Origin of the sequence: Micromonospora lupini, assembly GCF_026342015.1 — a bacterium.
Classification (GTDB): domain Bacteria; phylum Actinomycetota; class Actinomycetes; order Mycobacteriales; family Micromonosporaceae; genus Micromonospora; species Micromonospora lupini_B.
In genome coordinates, this window is the sequence record NZ_JAPENL010000001.1 from 1,318,581 (window position 1) to 1,336,791 (window position 18,211).

Here is an 18,211-nt window from a genome sequence, read left to right on the forward strand (position 1 = left end):
GCCATCCCGACTGCCACAATCGGTCAGTCCGGACGGTGGCGCCGGGCGGAGGAGACCAGGAGGACGGCCCATGCCGGACAGCGCACGCGAGGCGGAGCTGCTCGACGCCGAACGCACCCTGCAGGCCGCGCAGCGGGCCGGTGACGTCGCGGCCCTCGACCAGTTGCTTGTCGACCAGCTCATCGCGATCGGCCCCGACGGCCGCCAACACGGCAAGGCCGAGGACCTGGCCGCGCACCGGGACCGCACCTCGGTCATCGAGGAGCTAGTCGAGGAGGAGCTGGACCTGCTCGTCGTCGGGCGGACGGGTGTGACGTTCTTCCTGGGCCGGGTGGCCGGGGTGTTCGACGGTCAGCCGTTCGACGCCCGCCTGCGCTACACGCGGACCTGGGTCCACGACGACCCGCACGGCTGGCGGATCCTCGCCGCCCACATCAGCCCGGTCTGACAGGCTCCTCACCCAGCCGGGCCGCCACCACCAGCTCGTGGAGTTCGGCCGAACCCGCCGGCTGGTCGGGCAGCGGACTGTCCTGCTGCGCCCGGTCGAGGCGGGCGGCCAACTCGGCCAGGTCACGCTCGATGGTGGCGCCGGGGACGAGTTCGTCAAGTGCGCCGTGCTCGGCTTCCCGCTTCGCGGCGATCAGGTCGGGCACGTACGCCGGCGCAGGCTCGGCGTCGAGCAGGGTCGGCAGGTGCGCCTGCATCCGGCCGGTCCGCAGCAGGTGGACTCCGGTGAGCAGCGACCGGAACGTGTACAGCAGGGGCTTCAGCTCCCCCGTCGTGTCGAAGAGCCGCCGCTGGCTCGCCGCGAAGCCACGGTAGTGGTGACCGTGGTGCCGGGTGACCGTCAGCGGCGCCAGCTCGACCAACGCCGCGTGCGCCGCCGTGGTGTGCACGACGAGCGGGGACAGCAGTTGCTCGAGGACGTAGCCGTTTCGACGCAGCATCAGCCGGACGAACTTGCGCAGGTCGTGCGTCACCAGGTCCAGCTCCACCCCGTCACGGTCGGCCATCACCGTGCGGGTTTCCGCAGGCGCGACCAGCCCGATCAGGTCGGCGACCGGCAGCAGGTGCGCGCCGCGCAGGTCGACGTCGGAGTCCGTGGACGGGAACCCGTACAGGTGGGCGCCGGAGACCGTGGCGAAGACCAGCGGGTACGGCTGCTCGGCCACGATGGCCGCCAGGTCGACGCCGGCCGGCAGACCGACGTCCTCCCAGGCGGTCACGCGGCCCACCGCAGGGAGCGGTCGCGGACCGAGGTCAGCCACTGCTCGACCCGCGCTTCGTCGGGCCGGTCGGGCAACGGACTGGTGGGCAGGTCCGCCGTCATGCGGGCGACCAGCCGGTCCCGCCAGGCGACGATGTCGTCCCAGGGCACGGCGCCGGCCTTGACCGCGAGCAGGCGGTGCCGGTCGGCGCCGACGTCGAGCACCAACCGTCCGGTACGGACGAGGTGACCGCCGGCGGTCAGCAGCCGGATCAGGTGCATCACGTGCCGCCAGATCGGGGCGCCGGATCGGGCGATGCCGCGCTCGGCCTTCCCGAACTGGGCGGTGGCGTAGCGCAGGTAGGTGTCGGCCACCCGCCGGGACAGGAACGCCGGAGTGAGCGCCCGCAGTTCCGCGCCCAGCGGGGTGCACGTCTCGACGAGGGGAGAGTGCAGCACCTCAAGGACTGTGGGGTTCGCCGCCAGCCCGAGCACGCAGACCCGCTCGACCTCCCAGCGCACCTGTTCGGGCAGCGGGCCGTCGTGGTGCCACGCCGGTTTGCGCAGTCCCCAGAACGCCGAGGCCGGCATGGCGTACACCCCGCGTCGGTCGGTGTCCGACGAGGCGTCGGACAGGCCGAACGCACGGGAGCCGACGACGACCTGCAGGATCGTGCGGTCGTCGACCTGCTGATCCGTCAATGCGTGCTGCATCGCCGCCTCCCCCCGAGCGCCGCGCCGGCACCCGCCGACGTCCGGTGCACACCATGCCTGGTGCGGGACGGGTCGTCGAATCCGTTTCGCTCAGCTCACGGTGGCGTCGATCGGGCCGATGCGCAGCACGCCGTCGTCGAGGGGCGTACAGCGGATGCCGCCCGTGGTGCGCAGCGCCTTCCAGGCACCCGGCCCCACCGTGACGTCCATCCAGGCGCACGGGCGGGCCGCGCGGTTGACCCGCAGGCTGACCGGGCCGTCGCCGGAGTCCAGGATCAGGACCCTGCCGATCAGCTCGTCCACGGCGATGCCTGTGGTGAGGATGTTGCGGCGGACCTGCGCCAGGCCGATGCCGGCCGGCAGGGACTCCTGGGCGATCACCGTCACGCTGGCGTCGCGGTGCGCCGGTTTGCCGAAGTAGCGGTCGCCGACGATGCCGAGACCGGCCCGGATCTGGACGGTGTCGACCAGCTCGCCGGGCGGGGCCGGCGTCGGACCGTCGGAGGGCCGGCCCCGGAAGCGGTGCACGGGCGAGGCCAGCAACTCGACGATCTGCGCCATGGCAGGGATTCTACGAACCGCAGGACGCCGCCGGGCCGCCCTCGGCGGACCGGGCCGCGTACCCGGCGGCGGGGCGCGGTCAGACCGCCAGGGCCGCCCGGACGTCCCGTTCCGCGGTGACGCCGCCGTCGCCGTCCGAGGTGACCCGGCCGGACTCCAGCACGTGGTAGCGGTCCGCCACCCGCAGCGCGAAACCCAGGTGCTGCTCGACAAGCAGCACACTGAACCCGGACTGCCGGGTCAGCTCGACGATCCGCTCCTGGATCTCCGCCACCACCGACGGCTGGATGCCCTCGGTCGGCTCGTCGAGCATCAGCAGCCGCGGCCGGGTGATGAGCGCACGGGCGATTGCCAACTGCTGGCGCTGGCCGCCGGAGAGCAGCCCGGCCCGCCGGCGCAGCAGCGGGCGCAGCGCCGGAAACAGGTCGAGCACCTCCGCCGTGGCCACCGCGCCGTCGCGCCGCCCGTCGGCGACCAGGCGCAGGTTCTCCGCGGCGGTCAGGTGCGGAAAGCACTGCTGGCCCTGCGGGACGTACGCCATCCCGCGCTGGACCCGCTCGTGCGGCGCGAGGCGGGTGACGTCCTCGCCGTCCAGCTCGACGGTGCCGGCGCTCGGTCGCAGCAGGCCCGCCGCGACCCGCAGCAGGGTGCTCTTGCCGGCGCCGTTGTGCCCGAGCACCGCGGCCACCCCGTCGGGCGGGACGGCGAGGTCCACCCCGTGCAGCACCCTCGAACGCCCGTATCCGGCGTGCACCCCGCGCAGGGTCAGCATCATGCCTCCAGACCGCTGGGGGCCGACCCGGCGTCGACCGGGTGGCCAAGGTAGACCTCCTGCACGCGCGGGTCCGCCTGGACCTGCGCCACCGTGCCCTCACTGAGCACCCGACCGGCGTGCAGCACCGTGACGCTGCGCGCGAACCGACGCAGGAAGTCCATGTCATGCTCGATCACCACCACCGTGCGGTCCCGGCTCACCGTCTCCAGCAGCGCCCCGGTCGCGTCGCGCTCCTCGTGGCTCATCCCGGCGACCGGCTCGTCGAGCAGCAGCAGCCGCGCGTCCTGCACCAGCAGCATGCCGATTTCCAGCCACTGCTTCTGGCCGTGCGCGAGCGTCCCGGCGAGCTGGTCGGCCCGCCCGGTCAGGCCGATGGTCTCCAACGCCGCCGCCACCTCGTCGGGGATCCCGCGCCGACGTCGGGCCAGGGTCACCCAGCTGCGCCGGGCACCGGCCGCGATGTCGAGGTTCTGCAGAACCGACAGCTCCTCGAAGATCGTCGACGTCTGGAAGGTCCGCCCGATGCCGAGCCTGCTGATCCGGTGCACCGGCCGACCGAGCAACTCCTGGTCACCGAACCGCACCGAGCCGGTGGCCCGCACCAGGCCGGTGATCGCGTCGACGAGTGTCGTCTTCCCGGCGCCGTTCGGGCCGATCAGGAACCGGATGTCGCCGGCCGGCACCTCAAGCGAGACGCCGTCGACGGCGGTGAAACCGTCGAAGCTGACCCGCACGTCACGGACGGACAGGCCGTCCAGCCGTTCGCCGCTCATGCCGTGCCGGCTGGGCATGCGCTCACGGCCCTCGCTGCGCTCGGTGCGTTCGCTCATGCCGTGCTGGCTGGGCATGCGCTCACGGCCCTCGCTGCGCTCGGTGCGTTCGCTCATGCCGCCGGCACCTCCGTCCGTTCGGCGCGACGTCGACCCAGCGGCAACCACCCGCGCCGCGCCGGCTGCGCGCCGGCGTCTCGGCGGCGGGTCAGCGCCCACAGCGACGCCAGGCCGCCGGGGAGGAACGCCACCACGACAACGAAGAGCAGACCCTGCAGGTACGTCCAGGTGCCCGGGAAACGCTCCGACAGGGCGGTACGCGCCCAGGCCACCGCCACCGCGCCGAGCACCGGGCCGAGCAGCGTGGCCCGGCCACCCACGGCGACCCCGATGACGAACTCGATCGACGGGACGATTCCGATCAGCGCCGGCGAGATGATGCCCACCGCCGGCACGAACAGCGCCCCGGCAAGCCCCGCCATACCGGCCGCGACCACGTACGCCACGAGCTTGACCGACGCCGGGTCGTAGCCGAGGAAGCGGACCCGCTCCTCACCGTCGCGGACCGCCACCAGCAGCTCGCCGTAGCGGCTCTGGATGAGCTGACGGGTCAGGGCGAGCAACGCCAGCAGGACGCCGGCGATGATGAAGTACACCATCCGCTGGTTGACCGGGTCGTCCAGGTCGTACCCGAAGAAGCCCTTGATGTCGGTGAGCCCGTTGGTGCCGCCAGTGGTGCCCTGCTGCCCGATCAGCAGGATCACCATCGCCGCGGCGAGGGCCTGACTGAGGATGGCGAAGTACGCGCCCCGGACCCGGCGGCGGAACACGAGCGAACCGAGCCCGAAGGCGACAGCCATCGGCAGCAGCACCGTGGCGGGCAACGCGAACCAGGGGCTGGCGAACGGCCGCCACCACAGCGGCAACTCGTCGAGCTGCCCGTACAGCTGCATGAAGTCGGGCATCCCACCGGGACCCGCGTCGGCGAGCTTGAGGTGCATGGCCATCGCGTAGCCGCCCAGGCCGAAGAAGACACCCTGGCCGAGGGTGAGCATGCCGCCCCGGCCCCAGGCGATCCCGATGCCGACCGCGACCATGGCGACGCAGAGGTACTTGGCGAGCAACGCCAGCCGGAAGTCCGACAGCAGCAGCGGCGCCACGGCGAACAGCAGCGCCGCGCCGAACGCGAAGCCGGCCACCGTCCGCAGCCGCGAGCGGCCGCCGGACCGGCTCGGGGGCGCGGCGCCGGCCGAGGCCGAGGCCGGTGCGGTGGCGGCGCTCGGAGGCGCGGGCGTCACGGCGGTCATGCGAGGCTCCTCGTCCGCAGGGTGAACAGGCCCTGTGGCCGCCACTGGAGAAACGCGACGATCGCCACGAACACGATCACCTTGGCGACGCTGAGGGTCGTCAGGTACTCCCCGGTGGCCTGGAGCACGCCGAGGGCGAAGGCGACGATCACGCTGCCCTTGAGCTGGCCGATCCCGCCGACCACGACCACCAGGAAGGCGTCGATGATCAGGTTGGTGCCCATGGTCGGGCCGATCGGGCCGAGGAGGGTGAGCGCCACCCCGGCGAGCCCGGCCAGGCCGGAGCCGAGGAAGAACGTCGTCCGGTCGACCCGGGCGGTGGGGATGCCGGACACCGCGGCGAGGTCGCGGTTCTGCACCACCGCGCGGATCCGGCGACCGAGCGGGGTGAGCCGCAGCGCCAGGGTGAGCGCCGCCACGGCGGCCAGGGCCAGGGCCAGGATGAACAGCCGGTTGTTGGCGATCGTCAGCCCGCCGGGCAACGCCACGTTGCCGGTGAGCAGGTCGGGCGCGCGGGTCTGCACGTTCGGGCTGCCGAAGACGTCGCGGGCGAGCTGTTGCAGCATCAGCGACACGCCCCAGGTGACCAGGAGGGTGTCAAGCGGGCGGGCGTAGAGCCGGCGGATCAGCAGGACCTCCAGCAGCACACCCATCGTGCCGGCGACCACGAACGCCACAGGCAGCGCGACCACGAGCGACAGGCCCGCGCCGGTGATGCTCTGTTGCAGGACGTACGTGGTGTACGCGCCGGCCATGATGAACTCGCCGTGCGCCATGTTGATGACGTTCATCTGGCCGAAGGTCAGCGCCAGCCCGAGCGCGATGAGCAGCAGCACCGCGCCGATACTGATGCCTGTGAAGAGTTGACCGAAGAGGACTGTCACGGTGGGTACTCCGTACTGCTGGTCGGGTGGCCCGGGCGGGCCGCGAGGCACGCGCCGCCCGGGCCGGCGTCGTCAGCTCAGGCCGCTCGCCCACGGGTAGGTCTTGAGGTACGGGTCCGGCGCGACGGGCTTGCCGGAGTTCCACACCTCGGTGATCAGACCGTCGGCGCCGACCTTGCCGATGCGGGCGGTCTTGGCGATGTGCTGGGTCTTCCCGTCGACGGTGACCAGGCCCTCCGGCGCGTCGAAGGTGATCCCGTCGGAGGCGGTGCGGACCTTCTCGACGTCGAACGCGCCCGCCTTCTCGACCATCGCCTTCCACAGGTACACGCTGACGTAGGCGGCCTCCATCGGGTCGCTCGTCGGCTTGTCCGCGCCGTACTTCGCCTTGTACGCGGCCACGAACTTCGTGTTCGCCGCGCCGGGCGTGGTCTGGTAGTAGTTCCAGGCGGTCAGCTGGCCCTCCAGGTACTGGGTGCCGATGCCCTTGACCTCCTCCTCGGCGATCGACACCGACACCACAGGCATCGCCGTGGCGGTGAGGCCGGCCGACTTGTACTCCTTGAAGAAGGCCACGTTGCTGTCACCGTTGAGGGTGTTGAACACGGCGTCCGCACCTGACGACTTGACCTTGTTGACGATCGTGCCGAATTCGGTGGACCCCAGCGGCGCGTAGTCCTCGCCGAGCACCTTCATCCCGTTGGCGGCCGCGTACGCCTTGATGATTTTGTTCGCGGTGCGGGGAAAGACGTAGTCACTGCCGACCAGATAGACCGACTTCGCCCCCTCGGCCTTGAGGTAGTCGAGCCCGGGAACGATCTGCTGGTTGGTCGTCGCCCCCGTGTAGAAGATGTAGGGCGACTGTTCCAGACCCTCATACTGCACCGGGTAGAACAGCAGCGCCTTGTTCTTCTCGAACACCGGCTTGACCGCCTTGCGGCTCGCCGACGTCCAGCAGCCGAAGACGGCGGCGACCCGGTCCTCGGAGATGAGCTTCTCGGCCTTCTCCGCGAACGTCGGCCAGTCCGAGGCGCCGTCCTCGCCGACCGGCTGGATCTTCTTGCCGAGCACGCCGCCAGCCGCGTTGATCTCCTCGACGGCGAGCATGATGGAGTCGCGGACGGTGACCTCGCTGATCGCCATGGTGCCGGAGAGCGAGTTGAGCAGGCCCACCTTGACGGTGTCGCCGGAGACGTCGGCGGTGACGCCGGCCGCGCCGCCCTCGTCACTGGTCTTGCTGCCGCACGCGGTAAGCGCTGCCGCGGCGACGAGGGTCATGGCGCCCGCCAGGATGCGGCGGCTCCAAAGAAGTGACATCTATTCTCCCTGCGGTGCACTCAAGTGGCGAATGGACGGTCGGTGCGGTCCGGTGGAGCTGAGTCGGCGATGCCGAGGTCGACGGGTGGACGTCACCTGAGGTCATCGCATCCGGGTACGGGCAGGGAAAGCGTCGACCGGCTTGATTGCGTAAGTGTTTCCCAGTCCTTAATTGACTGTTTCCCACGAGCCCGGCAGAGGGCACACCACAATGGCCGGCGCCGTCAGTCAAAGACGGGGCCGGGCCGGGAGAATTCTGCGGGAGAATTGCCACCACAATGGTCGGCGAACAGCTTCCGCCGACGGTGGACACACATTCGCGGCATCCGGCCCTCGGCCAGATCCTTCACGCAGGAAGTATCTTAGGGTCGAGCCGGGTGGGGCTGTCAAGGCCCGGAGTCGGCGGTCAGAGCTGGGCGAGCACCGTGAAGTCGAGGCCATCGGCCTCGGCAAGGTAGATCCGCTGCCGCACGTGCCGCCGCCGCAGACGCAGCCGACCGCGCGGACCGTGGTACGCCACCGTGTCGGCGGCCGTCTCGATCGCCCGCACGTCGAGGGTGCGGGCCTGCCCGATCAGGGCGGCGAGCAGCATCACGCCCTCGTAGCAGGACTCCCCCAGGCTGCCCAACGGCGGCGCCTCCACCCCGAACCGGCGGGCGAACTCACCGTGGAAGTCGAGGTTCTCCTGCGTCACGAGGCCGGCGAAGAAGCCCGCCGTGCTGTAGAGCCGCCGCGTCGCGCCGACACCGCTGGCCAGCAGCATGTTCTCGTCCATGAGGGTGCTCAGCCGCAGGCAGCGCTGGTCCATCCCGGCGCGGGCGAACGCCCTGTTGAACCGCACCGCGTCGGCGCCGACGAGCAGCATCACCACCGCGTCGGCCTCGCTGCGCTCGATGTGGCGCAGCACCTCGTCGAAGTCGTGCGCCTCCAACGGCAGGAACGCCTGCCCCACCACCCGCCCACCGCCGCGCAACGCGTACCGCTGGGCCGCCCGCGCGGTGCGGCGCGGCCACACGTAGTCGTTGCCGACCACGAACCAGCGCCGTACCCCCTGCTCCCCGGCGAGGAGCCGCATCGCGGGCCACAGCTGGGCATCCGGCGTCTCGCTGGTCAGGAAGACCCCCTCGGTACGCTCACCGCCCTCGTAGAGTGCGGTGTAGACGTACGGCACCCGGTGCGCCACCCGGGGCGCCAACGCCTGCCGCACCGAGGAGATGTGCCAACCGGTCACGCCCTGCACCGCGCCCACCGACACCAGCGCCTCGACCTCGGCGGCCACCTCGGCCGGCGGAGCGCCACCATCGACCGGCACCAGCCGCACCTCGCGGCCCAGCACCCCACCACACCCGTTGATCTCCTCGACCGCGAGCTGGGCGCAGAGTTCGCACGTCGGGCCGAACATTCCCGCCGGCCCGCGCATCGGATACACAAGCGCGATGCTGACCACGGCCCGATCGACGGTGAGCCACGGCGGTGCCGGCGCGGACATGAGCACATGATTGCCCGGCCCACGTCGGAAGACCAGAGCTCACCACGGACCGGGACGACTCGGTAACATGGCAGGGCCACCGGACCAGGGAGATCCATGTCAGATGTGCCCGGGGCGCCAGCCGACCTGCTGCGCTCGCTCACCCGCGCCGAACGGCTGCTCTCCCGCCGGCTGGGCGCCGTCCTGGCCGACGAAGAGCTGACCACCGAGGCGTGGCGGGTGCTCTGCCTGCTCGCCGACGGCCAGGGTCATCCGATGAGCGAGGTGTCCGCCGAGGCGTCGCTGCCGCCGGGCACCCTCACCAAGCTGGTCGACCAACTCGTCGACCGTAACCTCGTCTTCCGGCGGATCGACCCCCTGGACCGCCGACGGATCCGCGCCTACCTGACCGCCCGTGGCCGCCGCGAACACGCCCGCCTCGACGAGCGGGTCCGGGCCAGCCTCGCCGACCTGGGCGTACCGGCCGACCCCGCCCTCATCGGCCAGCTCGACGACCTGATCGACCGCCTCGACCCGGCCCGCCGCCGCGACCACGCCGAAGCAACGGGCCCGCACCGCTGATCCAACGCCCGACCCGGCCGCGCCTGCGCTCCCCGGTGCGAGGAGGCCAGCGGCCGCGGTCCGGGATGCCGCCGGTCGCTGACCTGCTCCCGCCACGCCCGAGTGCGCTGTCACTGGGGCACGGGCACGAGGCGCTGGCTGCTCTACTTCGACGAGCCGACAATTGACCCCATCGCCGATAGTGGAATCCACGATGTTCCGGCGGCGACCGTTGAGATGGCATGGGGTGATATGGGGTGAACGAGGAAGAGGCACCGCAGGGTACTCCACCTGGCAGCTCAGCTGGTGCCTCCGACAAGGACGCGCCGCCCCCGGCCACCGGAGGTACCGAAGGGCGGCAACCCCGCTCTCCGTCGCGGCTGTGGGAAGCCGTGGCCGGAGTCTCCACCGCCGCCGGGGTGATCGTGGCGCTCGCCGTCGGCCTGCCGAGTCTTCTGTCGGACGGGTCCGCCGAGTCCGACCGCCTCCCGGCGTCCGCGCCCCCGGCGTCGCCTCCGGCGCCCGCGTCGTCGCCAAGCCCTCCACCACCTGTCATGATCCTCACGCCAACGTCAACAGGTGGCGCAACCGTGACGTGTGTAAAAGACGCCTGCGCCATCGAGGTGCGCGGCAGGACGGGCGCTGCGACTGGGCTGCATCCGTATGTGCTGATCGCGCGCGAATGCTGCCCCGGAGACCCGCCGCGGTACTACGTCCAGTGGGATTCCACGAAAGAGGTCCCCGGTGGAGACTGGGTCGCTCTGGCCTACGTCCTAAAGCCGCCCGTCAACGCTACGTTCCAGATCAAGGCGATTCTCACGACCTCCGCCGTGCGGCCGACGCCCGGCGTCGACGACCTCGTCGTCTGGTCCGACGACGTGGCGAAGGCCAGCGGACTCGTCGCGGAGACGCCGACGGTTACCGTGAAAGTCGCGGGCATCGTCCAGGCGACCGCGTTCTGCGACTGCTCGTAGCGAGGGTTACGTGCTCGATCCGGCCGCCGCCCACGGCTTCTCACGTCCCGGGTAATCAATCCGCGCGCGTCCGCCCAGCCCTGCAACCCGGCCAGGATCACGGCCAGACGCTGAGGTGTGCGCGCAGGGTGTGCGCGTCAGGCGCGGTCGCGGTCCACAGTGTCGCCGGGCCTCCGGCGAGTGGCAGACGGGCGACGGTCCCGCCGGCGCGTACCTCGGCTGGCTCGGCGGGTCGCAACGGGTCGACCACCAGCAACGAGCCGGTGGCCGGGGCCCCGCCGAGAACGGCCGGTCCGGCCCAGCCGGGTGCCTGCGGTCCCACGGCCAGCGACTGACGCAGCAGCGGTCGACCGTCGTAGTCGACCCGGGTGTGTACGACGGCGCACCCGGGCATTTCGCCGTACCGGCCGCAGATCAACTCGTCCCGCCAGCTCAGCCTCGCCCCGGCGGCCAGCTCGATCCGGGATTCGGCGAGGTGGGCGCAGCCGGCCGCCGCGACCAGTTGCTCGGGCAGCCAGTGCAGGGCCGCGCCGTCGTGCACCACCGCCCGCACCGCCATCCGCGACACCGCCCCGGGCCGGCCGGGCAGGGCGACCGACGCGGCGACGCTGTGCACCCGTACCGCCGCTCCCGGCCCCACGTCGATCTCCAGGCGGAGGTCGTCGCCGGCGAGCGGGCCGGCGGCGCCGCCCACGACGTGCACTGTCGCGACGCCGCCGTCGCCAGGCGTCTGCCGTAACAACAGCGGCGTCTCGCCGTGCACCTCGGTCAGGACCGTGCCGCCCCGGCCGTCGGCGCGAGCCACCAGCCGGGCGAACGCTCGCATCAGGCCGGGCCGGCCGGCGCGGTGACGGGGTGCAGGGCCGCGTGGTGGGCCAGCTCGTGCCGGATCCAGTCGGCGACCCGACCCGCCGTCGGGTCGCCGACGATCGACAGGAAGAGGGTGGGGAGGTCCCCGCGGCGGGCCCGCGCGTCCCGGTCCATCACCGCGAGGTCGGCGCCCACCATGGGCGCCAGATCGGTCTTGTTGATCACGAGCAGGTCCGCGGACGTGACCCCGGGACCGCCCTTGCGCGGCACCTTGTCCCCGCCGGCCACGTCGACCACGAAGATCTGCCGGTCGACCAGGCCCCGGCTGAATGTGGCTGTCAGGTTGTCTCCGCCGCTCTCCACCAGCACCAGGTCCAGCGGGCCGAGCGCCTCGGCCAGCTCGTCCACGGCGTCGAGGTTGGCGCCGATGTCGTCGCGGATGGCGGTGTGCGGGCAGCAGCCGGTCTCCACGGCGCGGATCCGGCTCGGGTCCAGGACGCCGGCCCGCTTGAGGAAGTCGGCGTCCTCGGTCGTGTAGATGTCGTTGGTCACCACGCCGAGCCGCAACTCGTCGGCGAACGCCCGGCAGAGGGCGGCCACCAGGGCGGTCTTACCTGATCCGACCGGCCCGCCGATGCCGACCCGCAGCGCGCGGCCCGACCGCGCCAGCGGCGGGTGCGGGTCCACCCCCGGTTCGGGATGGGTGTGCGGAACGGTCTCGTCGTGCGGCGGGATCGGCCCGGCGGCGGGCACAACGGCGGGTACAGCGGTCGGCTCAACAGTGTCAGGACGCAAAGAGACGCACCTCCCAGGTGGCGTGGGCTTCGGCATGGATGTCGGCGAGCGGGGCGGCGGCGGCCGGCAGCCGCTCGGGTGGATCGTCGGCGGCACGTGCCGCGTCGGCGGCGGTGCCGTCGCAGAGGTCGGCGAGGCCGACGAGTACTGCCTGGACCTGGTAGGGGTCGAGGCCGAGCAGACGTACGCCGGCACTGGCCGCACCGGTCACCGTCCCGTACGCGGCGACCGTGGCGGTCTCGGTGCGGCTCAACCCGGCGGCGGCGCAGAGCAGCCCGAGCACCAGCGGCTGGTGCGCTCCCCCGGGTGTGGCGGGCAGGTCACCGAACGACGCCTGCGGCCAGATGGCCCGTCCGGCGCGCAGCAGCGCCCGCCCCTGGCGGCGGGACACCGCGCGCAGCGCCGGCGCGGCGGTCCGCGCGTCCAACTCCGCGTCGAGCTGGGCCAACGCACGCGACCGCGCGGCAGAACCGTCCGGCGCACCCGACCGCACGCCGTTCTCGGTGAACGCGTCGCGCGCCGCGCCGACCCCGGCAGGATCGGCCGGCGCACCCGACCGCCCGGCCGGATGGCCCCGTCCGAGCGGTCGCGCGCTGGGCTGGGCCGGGGCGGCGGTGGCGGCGCCGACCGGCAGTGCCACCCGGTGTGCCGCCGCCGCGAACGCGGCCCCGACCAGCCCGGCGGTGGTAAGCCGGCCGACCAGGAACGACTCCAACGAGGCCAGGTCGGTGACCCGGCCGGCGGCGACGGCCGCCTCCAGGCCGCCGGAGTGCGCGTGCGCGCCGGCCGGGAAGCGTCCGTCGGCCAGCAACAGGAGCAGGCTCGACGTCGCCATCAGAACAGGAAGTACCGCTGGGCCATCGGCAGCTGGGGCACCGGGTCCGGCTCCACCACCTGGCCGTCGATCCGCACGGTGAAGGTGTCCGGGTCCACCTCGATGTGCGGCATGGCGTTGTTCTCCGGCAGGTCGGCCTTGCCCCTGGACCGCACGTCGGCGACCGGCACCACCCGCCGCCGCACGTCCAGACGCAGACCGGCGTCCAGGGCGGCCGGCGCCACGAACGTCAGACTGGTGGCGGCCGCCGCGGCCCCGTACGCCCCGAACATCGGCCGCGGCAGCATCGGCTGCGGCGTCGGGATCGACGCGTTGGCGTCACCCATCTGGGCGTACGCGATCATGCCGCCCTTGAGCACGAGGTGCGGTCGTACGCCGAAGAACGCCGGATCCCAGAGCACCAGGTCGGCGAGCTTGCCGGGCTCGACCGAGCCGATCTCCCGCTCCAGCCCGTTGGCCATCGCCGCGCAGATGGTGTACTTCGCCACGTACCGTCGCGCACGGTGGTTGTCTGCCGCGCCGTCGCCCGGCAGCGCGCCCACCCGTTCCTTCATGACGTGGGCGCTCTGCCAGGTCCGCAGGATCACCTCGCCCACCCGGCCCATCGCCTGCGCGTCGGAGCCGATGATGGAGATCGCGCCGAGGTCGTGCAGCAGGTCCTCGGCGGCCATTGTGGATGGTCGGATCCGGCTCTCGGCGAAGGCCAGGTCCTCCGGTACGGACGGGTTGAGATGGTGGCAGACCATCAGCATGTCCAGGTGCTCGGCGAGGGTGTTCCGGGTGTACGGGCGGGTCGGGTTGGTCGACGACGGCAGCACGTTCGGCTCGCTGGCCACCGTGATGATGTCCGGCGCGTGCCCGCCTCCCGCTCCCTCGGTGTGGTACGAGTGGATCGCCCGTCCACCGATCGCGCGCAGCGTGTCGGCCACGAACCCGGCCTCGTTGAGGGTGTCGGTGTGGATCGACACCTGCACCCCGGAGGCGTCCGCCACCCGCAGGCAGGCGTCGATCGCCGCCGGAGTGGTGCCCCAGTCCTCGTGCAGTTTGAAACCGCCCGCGCCCGCCCGAAGCTGCTCCCAGAGCGCCTCGGTGGAGACGGTGTTGCCCTTGCCGAGCAGCAGCACGTTTACCGGCAGCGTGTCCAGCGCCTCGTGCATCCGGGCCAGGTGCCAGGCGTTCGGGGTGACAGTGGTGGCCCGGGTGCCCTCGGCGGGTCCGGTGCCGCCGCCCACGAGCGTGGTGATGCCGCTGGCAAGCGCCTCGGTGACGATCTGCGGGCAGATGAAGTGCACGTGGGTGTCGACGGCACCGGCGGTGAGGATCCGGCCGTTGCCGGCGATCACCTCGGTGGCCGGGCCGATGACCAGGTCGGGGTGCACGCCGGGCATGGTGTCCGGGTTGCCGGCCCGGCCGAGGGCGACGATCCGCCCGTCCCGCAGCCCCACGTCGGCCTTGACCACACCCCAGTGGTCGAGCACGACGGCGCCGGTGATGACGGTGTCGAGGGCGCCTTCGGCGCGGGTGGCCCGCGACTGCCCCATCGACTCGCGGATCACCTTCCCACCACCGAAGACGGCCTCGTCGCCGCCGACGCAGTGGTCGGTCTCCACCTCGATCAGCAGGCTCGTGTCGGCAAGGCGGATGCGGTCGCCGGTGGTGGGCCCGTACAGGTCGATGTAGCGGTCCCGCCGCACGGCGCTCACCGCGCCGGCCCGTCGGCCGCCGCCACGTCGGTCGCCGGCGCGTCGGTTCCTCGCGCGCCGCTCGTCGGCGTGGCCGGGGGTGCCTCGTCCAGCGGTCCGGCGCACTCCCCGCGCAGGCCCGGCACGATGCGCGCGCCACCGAGCGGGACCAGGTCAACGCTGCGACTGACGCCCGGCTCGAAACGGACCGAGGTGCCCGCCGGTACGGCGAGGCGCTGCCCCCAGGCGGCACCCCTATCGAAGGCCAGGGCGGGGTTGGTCTCCGCGAAGTGGTAGTGCGAACCCACCTGCACCGGCCGGTCGGCGGTGTTGACCACGACCACTGTGGTAACCGGCCGACCCACGTTGATCTCGACCGGGCTGGCCGCCGGCAGGATCTCTCCCGGGATCACGGGATCGGGTGGTGCACCGTCACGAGCTTGGTGCCGTCCGGGAACGTCGCCTCCACCTGCACCTCCCTCAGCAGCTCGGCGATGCCGTCCTGGACGTCGTCGCGGCCGAGCACGGTCCGGCCGGCCGACATGAGGTCGACCACCGACCGGCCGTCGCGGGCCCCTTCGAGCAGGAAGGCGGTGATCATCGCAACGGCTTCGGGATAGTTGAGGCGCAGGCCGCGTTCGCGGCGGCGGCGGGCGACATCGGCCGCGACGTGGACGAGCAGGCGGTCCTGCTCGTGCGGGCTGAGGAACACGGCACTCTCCGGTGGTGATCGGCGTGTCCGGCTCGCCGTCGGCTCCGCAGGGAGCCGCGCCGGGCAGCAGTCACCCGGGGTACGAGCTGGAGTCACACGACCGCCGGAACCACCGCCGAGGGGCTGGCCCGGGACTCCACCATCCCGGCCCGCACGACGGGCATCCGGCGGTGTCCGGTCGGATGCGGACCGCACCGCCCACCGCTTCAGCAGACCGTAGAGGATCGTCACGGGCCGGGGCAACAGTCCGTTCGGGATCAGCGGCGTCGGCGTGGCCCCGTCGGATAGCCGACTGACCCCCGCACATCGTGCACGACACCTGGCGCACGAGCGCGCCGATGGAATCATGACAGGGCGGGTCCGTCCCGTCGTCCGATCGTGCGAAATCCACAGTGGAGGTATGCGTTGGGAGAGTCGGCCACGCCGCCCGAAACGAGCGGCAGCGGCAGCGGCAGCGGCAGCGGCAGCGGCAGCGGCAGCGGCAGCGGCGATCATCGGATCCGGACGCTCGCCGTGATCGGCGTGGCGGCCAACATTCTCGGTGTGGTGACCGCCGTGGAGAGCGTGCTGCGCCGGGACGTGCTGCTGTTCGTCCTCACCCTCACCGCGGTCCTGCTGCTCGCCGGGTTCTGGCTGTGGTACCGGCGGACCCGTCTCGCGGTCGCGCTGCTGGCGCTGGGCTGCCTGCTGCTGGGTGGTGTCGTGGCGACCCAGCTCAGCCGCCACTCGACGGCGCCGCCCACCGCAGGCTCCTCGACGGCCACGCCGCCGACGTCGGCCGCCGCGCCCCCGCCGACCACAGGCGCCGCCGCGCCGCTCAGCTCTACGCCCACGGCCACCCCGACCAGCGGGGGTACGACGGCGACGGACCCGGACGCGCCCCGCACGCTCGTGGACCGGAGCGTGGTGCTGCCCCGCTTCGCCGCGGTCGACGTCGACCGGCCCGATCAGCAGGTCGTCGCGAAACACTCCGACGGTGCGACAGACGGGCTCGACCTCTACCACGACTGGGGACAGGTGAGGGCGGACAACGTCCAGGTCGCCAACGGGCCGAACGTCTACCCGTACTCCGGGGGCAACCCCGCCCAGGCGTACGCGGGCTGCGTCGCGTCGGCCACCGGGTCGGCGCTCCCCTCGTTCACGGACGGCGCGGACTTCTGCTTCCGTACCTCGGAGGGTCGGCTGGGGTTCGCGACGATCACGAACACACGCGCGGATCAGGCGTTCGTCGTCCACGTGCTGGTCTGGGACGCCACCGGCGCATAGCCGGGCCGCCCCCGGGACGGCGAAGGGGCACGGCGATCGGTGGCAGCTCAGCAGGGCGGTGCGCGGCGTGTCGAGTCGCTCAGCTGCCACCGATCAAGGAAGCGCGGCTCAGCGCCGGTGGGTGAACGCGCGCCCGGCCAGCGCGAACAACGACAGGCTGATACCGGCGACGAACACGCGCATCGTCGGGTCGAAGGTCAGCGCCGAGCCGAGGTCTCGGGAGACGTGCCCGCCGATGAAGGTCGGCACAGCGCTCCAGATGGTGACCGCGAGCAGGAGCAGCGCGGCGCTCGCGATGACTGTGGCGAGCAGGCACTGGCGCACGTACCGACCGGACTGCCTGCCGCGTACCCACAGCCGGGCGATCGCTGACGTCGGCGGCCGGCGCCAGCTCCCGTGGCGTACCCAGCCATCCTCGTGGTCGTCGAGGGGGAAGCGGTTGACGATCGCCTGGATGAGCAGGTAGGTGCGCAAGAGCAGGGAGAGCTTCGATGGAACGCCGATGGCGTACCAGCGCTGCAGCTCGCGCGTCTCCGCGCGGATCCGGCTGGCCCACCCACGCAATTGCCGATCGGCGATGTCGACCCCGGTCCGGTGCACGCGATGCCACGCGAACTCGAACGTGGTGGCGGCGCGGTCCAGCGCCTGCACGGCGTGGCGCCGGTCCTGCGTTGCCGGATTGAACTCGACCCAGACGGCAAAGTCCAGGAGAGCGGCGATCAGGGCCACGTCGGGACGCGTCCAGTGGTCCCGCTCGACGCGCCGCTCCCGCATGATCGGCCACAGCGCGACGGCGAGCAGCCCCGCACCCGCGAACGCGAGCCCTACCAGGACGTCGTACCAGCGAGTCCCGTGGATCGTCGGGACGGTCGACACCACGACGCACGCCGCGGCCACGGCGCCGCCGCCGACGGCCACGACGCGACACTGGATGACGAGGCGCGAGACGACAAGCGCGAAGGTGACCCCGAAGAGCAGGCTCGTGGCGAGGGCCACCAGCCGGTGAGCCAGTGGCCCGTTGACGATGCCGAACGCCGCGATGGCGGCCACCCCCACGCCGAGCATGAGCGGTGGCAGCCTCGGCGTCCACAGTGAGCGCAGCGCGACGTACCGCCGGTCCAGTGCGAGCTCGACGGCTCGTAGCGTGGGGACCACCGACACCGGGTCATCGTCGACGTGGTCCCAGAATGTGTCGTAGCCGATGGCAAAACCGTGCAGCCTGTGCCCACGCTCCCTCTTGTGGTTGGACAGCGTCGTCTCGCTTATGTGTTCCCCCTGGGTGACCCACCACGGCACCGTATCCGGCCTGTCGGCGACATCGTCCGGGGCGCCGGCTTCCGACCGGTCGACGTCGGCCGGAGTGCCGTCGGGCTCTTCGTCAGCGAGCGGCAGGTAATCGTCGGTGGGTGGTTCAGACCACCGACGTTGATACGGCGCGCGTTCGTCGGCAACCTCGACCAGGTCGTCGTCGAACCCGTCCGCCAGCCGCCTCCGGGCGCGTCGAGGCAGCGGCCAGCCCTCGGGTTCGGGCGGGTCGGCTGCCCAGTCGTCGCCCACGCGATCACCACCAGTT

General features: G+C 72.2%; 20 protein-coding genes. 4 read left to right on the plus strand and 16 right to left on the minus strand.

All coding sequences use genetic code 11. The annotated features are described in order from the left end of the window. Positions 1-70: 70 nt before the first annotated feature. Positions 71-448, plus strand: a complete 378-nt coding sequence (locus OOJ91_RS06075) for a nuclear transport factor 2 family protein (protein ID WP_266243393.1) — start codon at positions 71-73, stop codon at positions 446-448. Here OOJ91_RS06075 and OOJ91_RS06080 read toward each other — a convergent pair. From OOJ91_RS06080 to OOJ91_RS06120, 9 genes are all read right to left on the minus strand, one after another. Continuing rightward, positions 435-1,202: a nucleotidyltransferase domain-containing protein gene (locus OOJ91_RS06080; protein ID WP_439117050.1), complete on the minus strand. Its 768-nt coding sequence runs from the start codon at positions 1,200-1,202 to the stop codon at positions 435-437. The two genes, OOJ91_RS06075 and OOJ91_RS06080, sit on opposite strands and share 14 nt — an antisense overlap. 20 nt (positions 1,203-1,222) lie before the next feature. Continuing rightward, positions 1,223-1,921, minus strand: a complete 699-nt coding sequence (locus OOJ91_RS06085) for a nucleotidyltransferase domain-containing protein (RefSeq protein WP_266243397.1) — start codon at positions 1,919-1,921, stop codon at positions 1,223-1,225. A gap of 90 nt (positions 1,922-2,011) precedes the next feature. After that, positions 2,012-2,482, minus strand: a complete 471-nt coding sequence (locus OOJ91_RS06090) for a molybdenum cofactor biosysynthesis protein (RefSeq protein WP_266243399.1) — start codon at positions 2,480-2,482, stop codon at positions 2,012-2,014. 79 nt (positions 2,483-2,561) lie between these two features. Beyond that, positions 2,562-3,257 (minus strand): urea ABC transporter ATP-binding subunit UrtE, encoded by a 696-nt coding sequence (gene urtE, locus OOJ91_RS06095; RefSeq protein WP_266243402.1) that lies wholly within the window; start codon positions 3,255-3,257, stop codon positions 2,562-2,564. Beyond that, positions 3,254-4,144 carry an urea ABC transporter ATP-binding protein UrtD gene (gene urtD, locus OOJ91_RS06100; protein ID WP_266243404.1) on the minus strand — a complete coding sequence of 297 codons (891 nt, stop codon included), beginning with the start codon at positions 4,142-4,144 and terminating at the stop codon, positions 3,254-3,256. Before urtD ends, urtE begins: the two co-directional genes overlap by 4 nt. Continuing rightward, the gene (gene urtC / locus OOJ91_RS06105) at positions 4,141-5,334 is read right to left on the minus strand and encodes an urea ABC transporter permease subunit UrtC (RefSeq protein WP_266243406.1); all 1,194 of its coding nucleotides are present in this window, start codon (positions 5,332-5,334) and stop codon (positions 4,141-4,143) included. The genes urtD and urtC overlap by 4 nt, the downstream gene beginning before the upstream one ends. After that, positions 5,331-6,218, minus strand: a complete 888-nt coding sequence (gene urtB, locus OOJ91_RS06110) for an urea ABC transporter permease subunit UrtB (RefSeq protein WP_007461159.1) — start codon at positions 6,216-6,218, stop codon at positions 5,331-5,333. Before urtB ends, urtC begins: the two co-directional genes overlap by 4 nt. A 72-nt stretch (positions 6,219-6,290) precedes the next feature. After that, positions 6,291-7,535, minus strand: a complete 1,245-nt coding sequence (gene urtA / locus OOJ91_RS06115) for an urea ABC transporter substrate-binding protein (RefSeq protein ID WP_266243409.1) — start codon at positions 7,533-7,535, stop codon at positions 6,291-6,293. A 406-nt stretch (positions 7,536-7,941) separates the two neighbouring features. Continuing rightward, positions 7,942-9,024, minus strand: a complete 1,083-nt coding sequence (locus OOJ91_RS06120) for a substrate-binding domain-containing protein (RefSeq protein ID WP_266243412.1) — start codon at positions 9,022-9,024, stop codon at positions 7,942-7,944. A 96-nt stretch (positions 9,025-9,120) separates the two neighbouring features. Between OOJ91_RS06120 and OOJ91_RS06125 the strand changes: the two genes are divergently transcribed. Beyond that, a complete protein-coding gene (locus tag OOJ91_RS06125; protein WP_266243414.1) occupies positions 9,121-9,585 on the plus strand; it encodes a MarR family winged helix-turn-helix transcriptional regulator in 465 nt (154 codons plus the stop codon). Positions 9,586-10,118: 533 nt separating this feature from the next. Then, a complete protein-coding gene (locus OOJ91_RS06130) occupies positions 10,119-10,538 on the plus strand; it encodes a hypothetical protein (protein WP_266243416.1) in 420 nt (139 codons plus the stop codon). Between the two features lie 97 nt (positions 10,539-10,635). On the opposite strand, the gene OOJ91_RS06135 is transcribed toward OOJ91_RS06130, so the two are convergent. Genes OOJ91_RS06135 through OOJ91_RS06160 form a run of 6 tightly spaced genes read right to left on the minus strand, consistent with a single transcriptional unit; the run spans position 10,636 to position 15,372 of the window. After that, positions 10,636-11,364, minus strand: coding sequence for an urease accessory protein UreD (locus OOJ91_RS06135; protein ID WP_266243418.1), 729 nt, complete (start codon positions 11,362-11,364; stop codon positions 10,636-10,638). Further along, entirely contained in the window at positions 11,364-12,143 is a 780-nt protein-coding gene (ureG, locus tag OOJ91_RS06140) for an urease accessory protein UreG (RefSeq protein WP_266243420.1), read from the minus strand. The genes OOJ91_RS06135 and ureG overlap by 1 nt, the downstream gene beginning before the upstream one ends. Further along, complete coding sequence (locus tag OOJ91_RS06145) at positions 12,133-12,978, minus strand: urease accessory protein UreF (protein WP_266243422.1); 846 nt, start codon at positions 12,976-12,978, stop codon at positions 12,133-12,135. The genes ureG and OOJ91_RS06145 overlap by 11 nt, the downstream gene beginning before the upstream one ends. Then, positions 12,978-14,681 (minus strand): urease subunit alpha, encoded by a 1,704-nt coding sequence (locus OOJ91_RS06150; protein ID WP_266243423.1) that lies wholly within the window; start codon positions 14,679-14,681, stop codon positions 12,978-12,980. Before OOJ91_RS06150 ends, OOJ91_RS06145 begins: the two co-directional genes overlap by 1 nt. Next, a complete protein-coding gene (locus OOJ91_RS06155) occupies positions 14,678-15,073 on the minus strand; it encodes an urease subunit beta (RefSeq protein WP_323178419.1) in 396 nt (131 codons plus the stop codon). The genes OOJ91_RS06150 and OOJ91_RS06155 overlap by 4 nt, the downstream gene beginning before the upstream one ends. Further along, complete coding sequence (locus tag OOJ91_RS06160; RefSeq protein WP_266243425.1) at positions 15,070-15,372, minus strand: urease subunit gamma; 303 nt, start codon at positions 15,370-15,372, stop codon at positions 15,070-15,072. Before OOJ91_RS06160 ends, OOJ91_RS06155 begins: the two co-directional genes overlap by 4 nt. 405 nt (positions 15,373-15,777) lie before the next feature. Between OOJ91_RS06160 and OOJ91_RS06165 the strand changes: the two genes are divergently transcribed. Beyond that, on the plus strand, positions 15,778-16,638 hold the full coding sequence (locus OOJ91_RS06165) for a hypothetical protein (RefSeq protein WP_266243427.1): 861 nt from the start codon (positions 15,778-15,780) through the stop codon (positions 16,636-16,638). 108 nt (positions 16,639-16,746) lie between these two features. Here the strand turns inward: OOJ91_RS06165 and OOJ91_RS06170 are convergent, their stop codons facing one another. After that, positions 16,747-18,195: a hypothetical protein gene (locus OOJ91_RS06170; protein ID WP_266243429.1), complete on the minus strand. Its 1,449-nt coding sequence runs from the start codon at positions 18,193-18,195 to the stop codon at positions 16,747-16,749. Between the last annotated feature and the right edge of the window lie 16 nt (positions 18,196-18,211).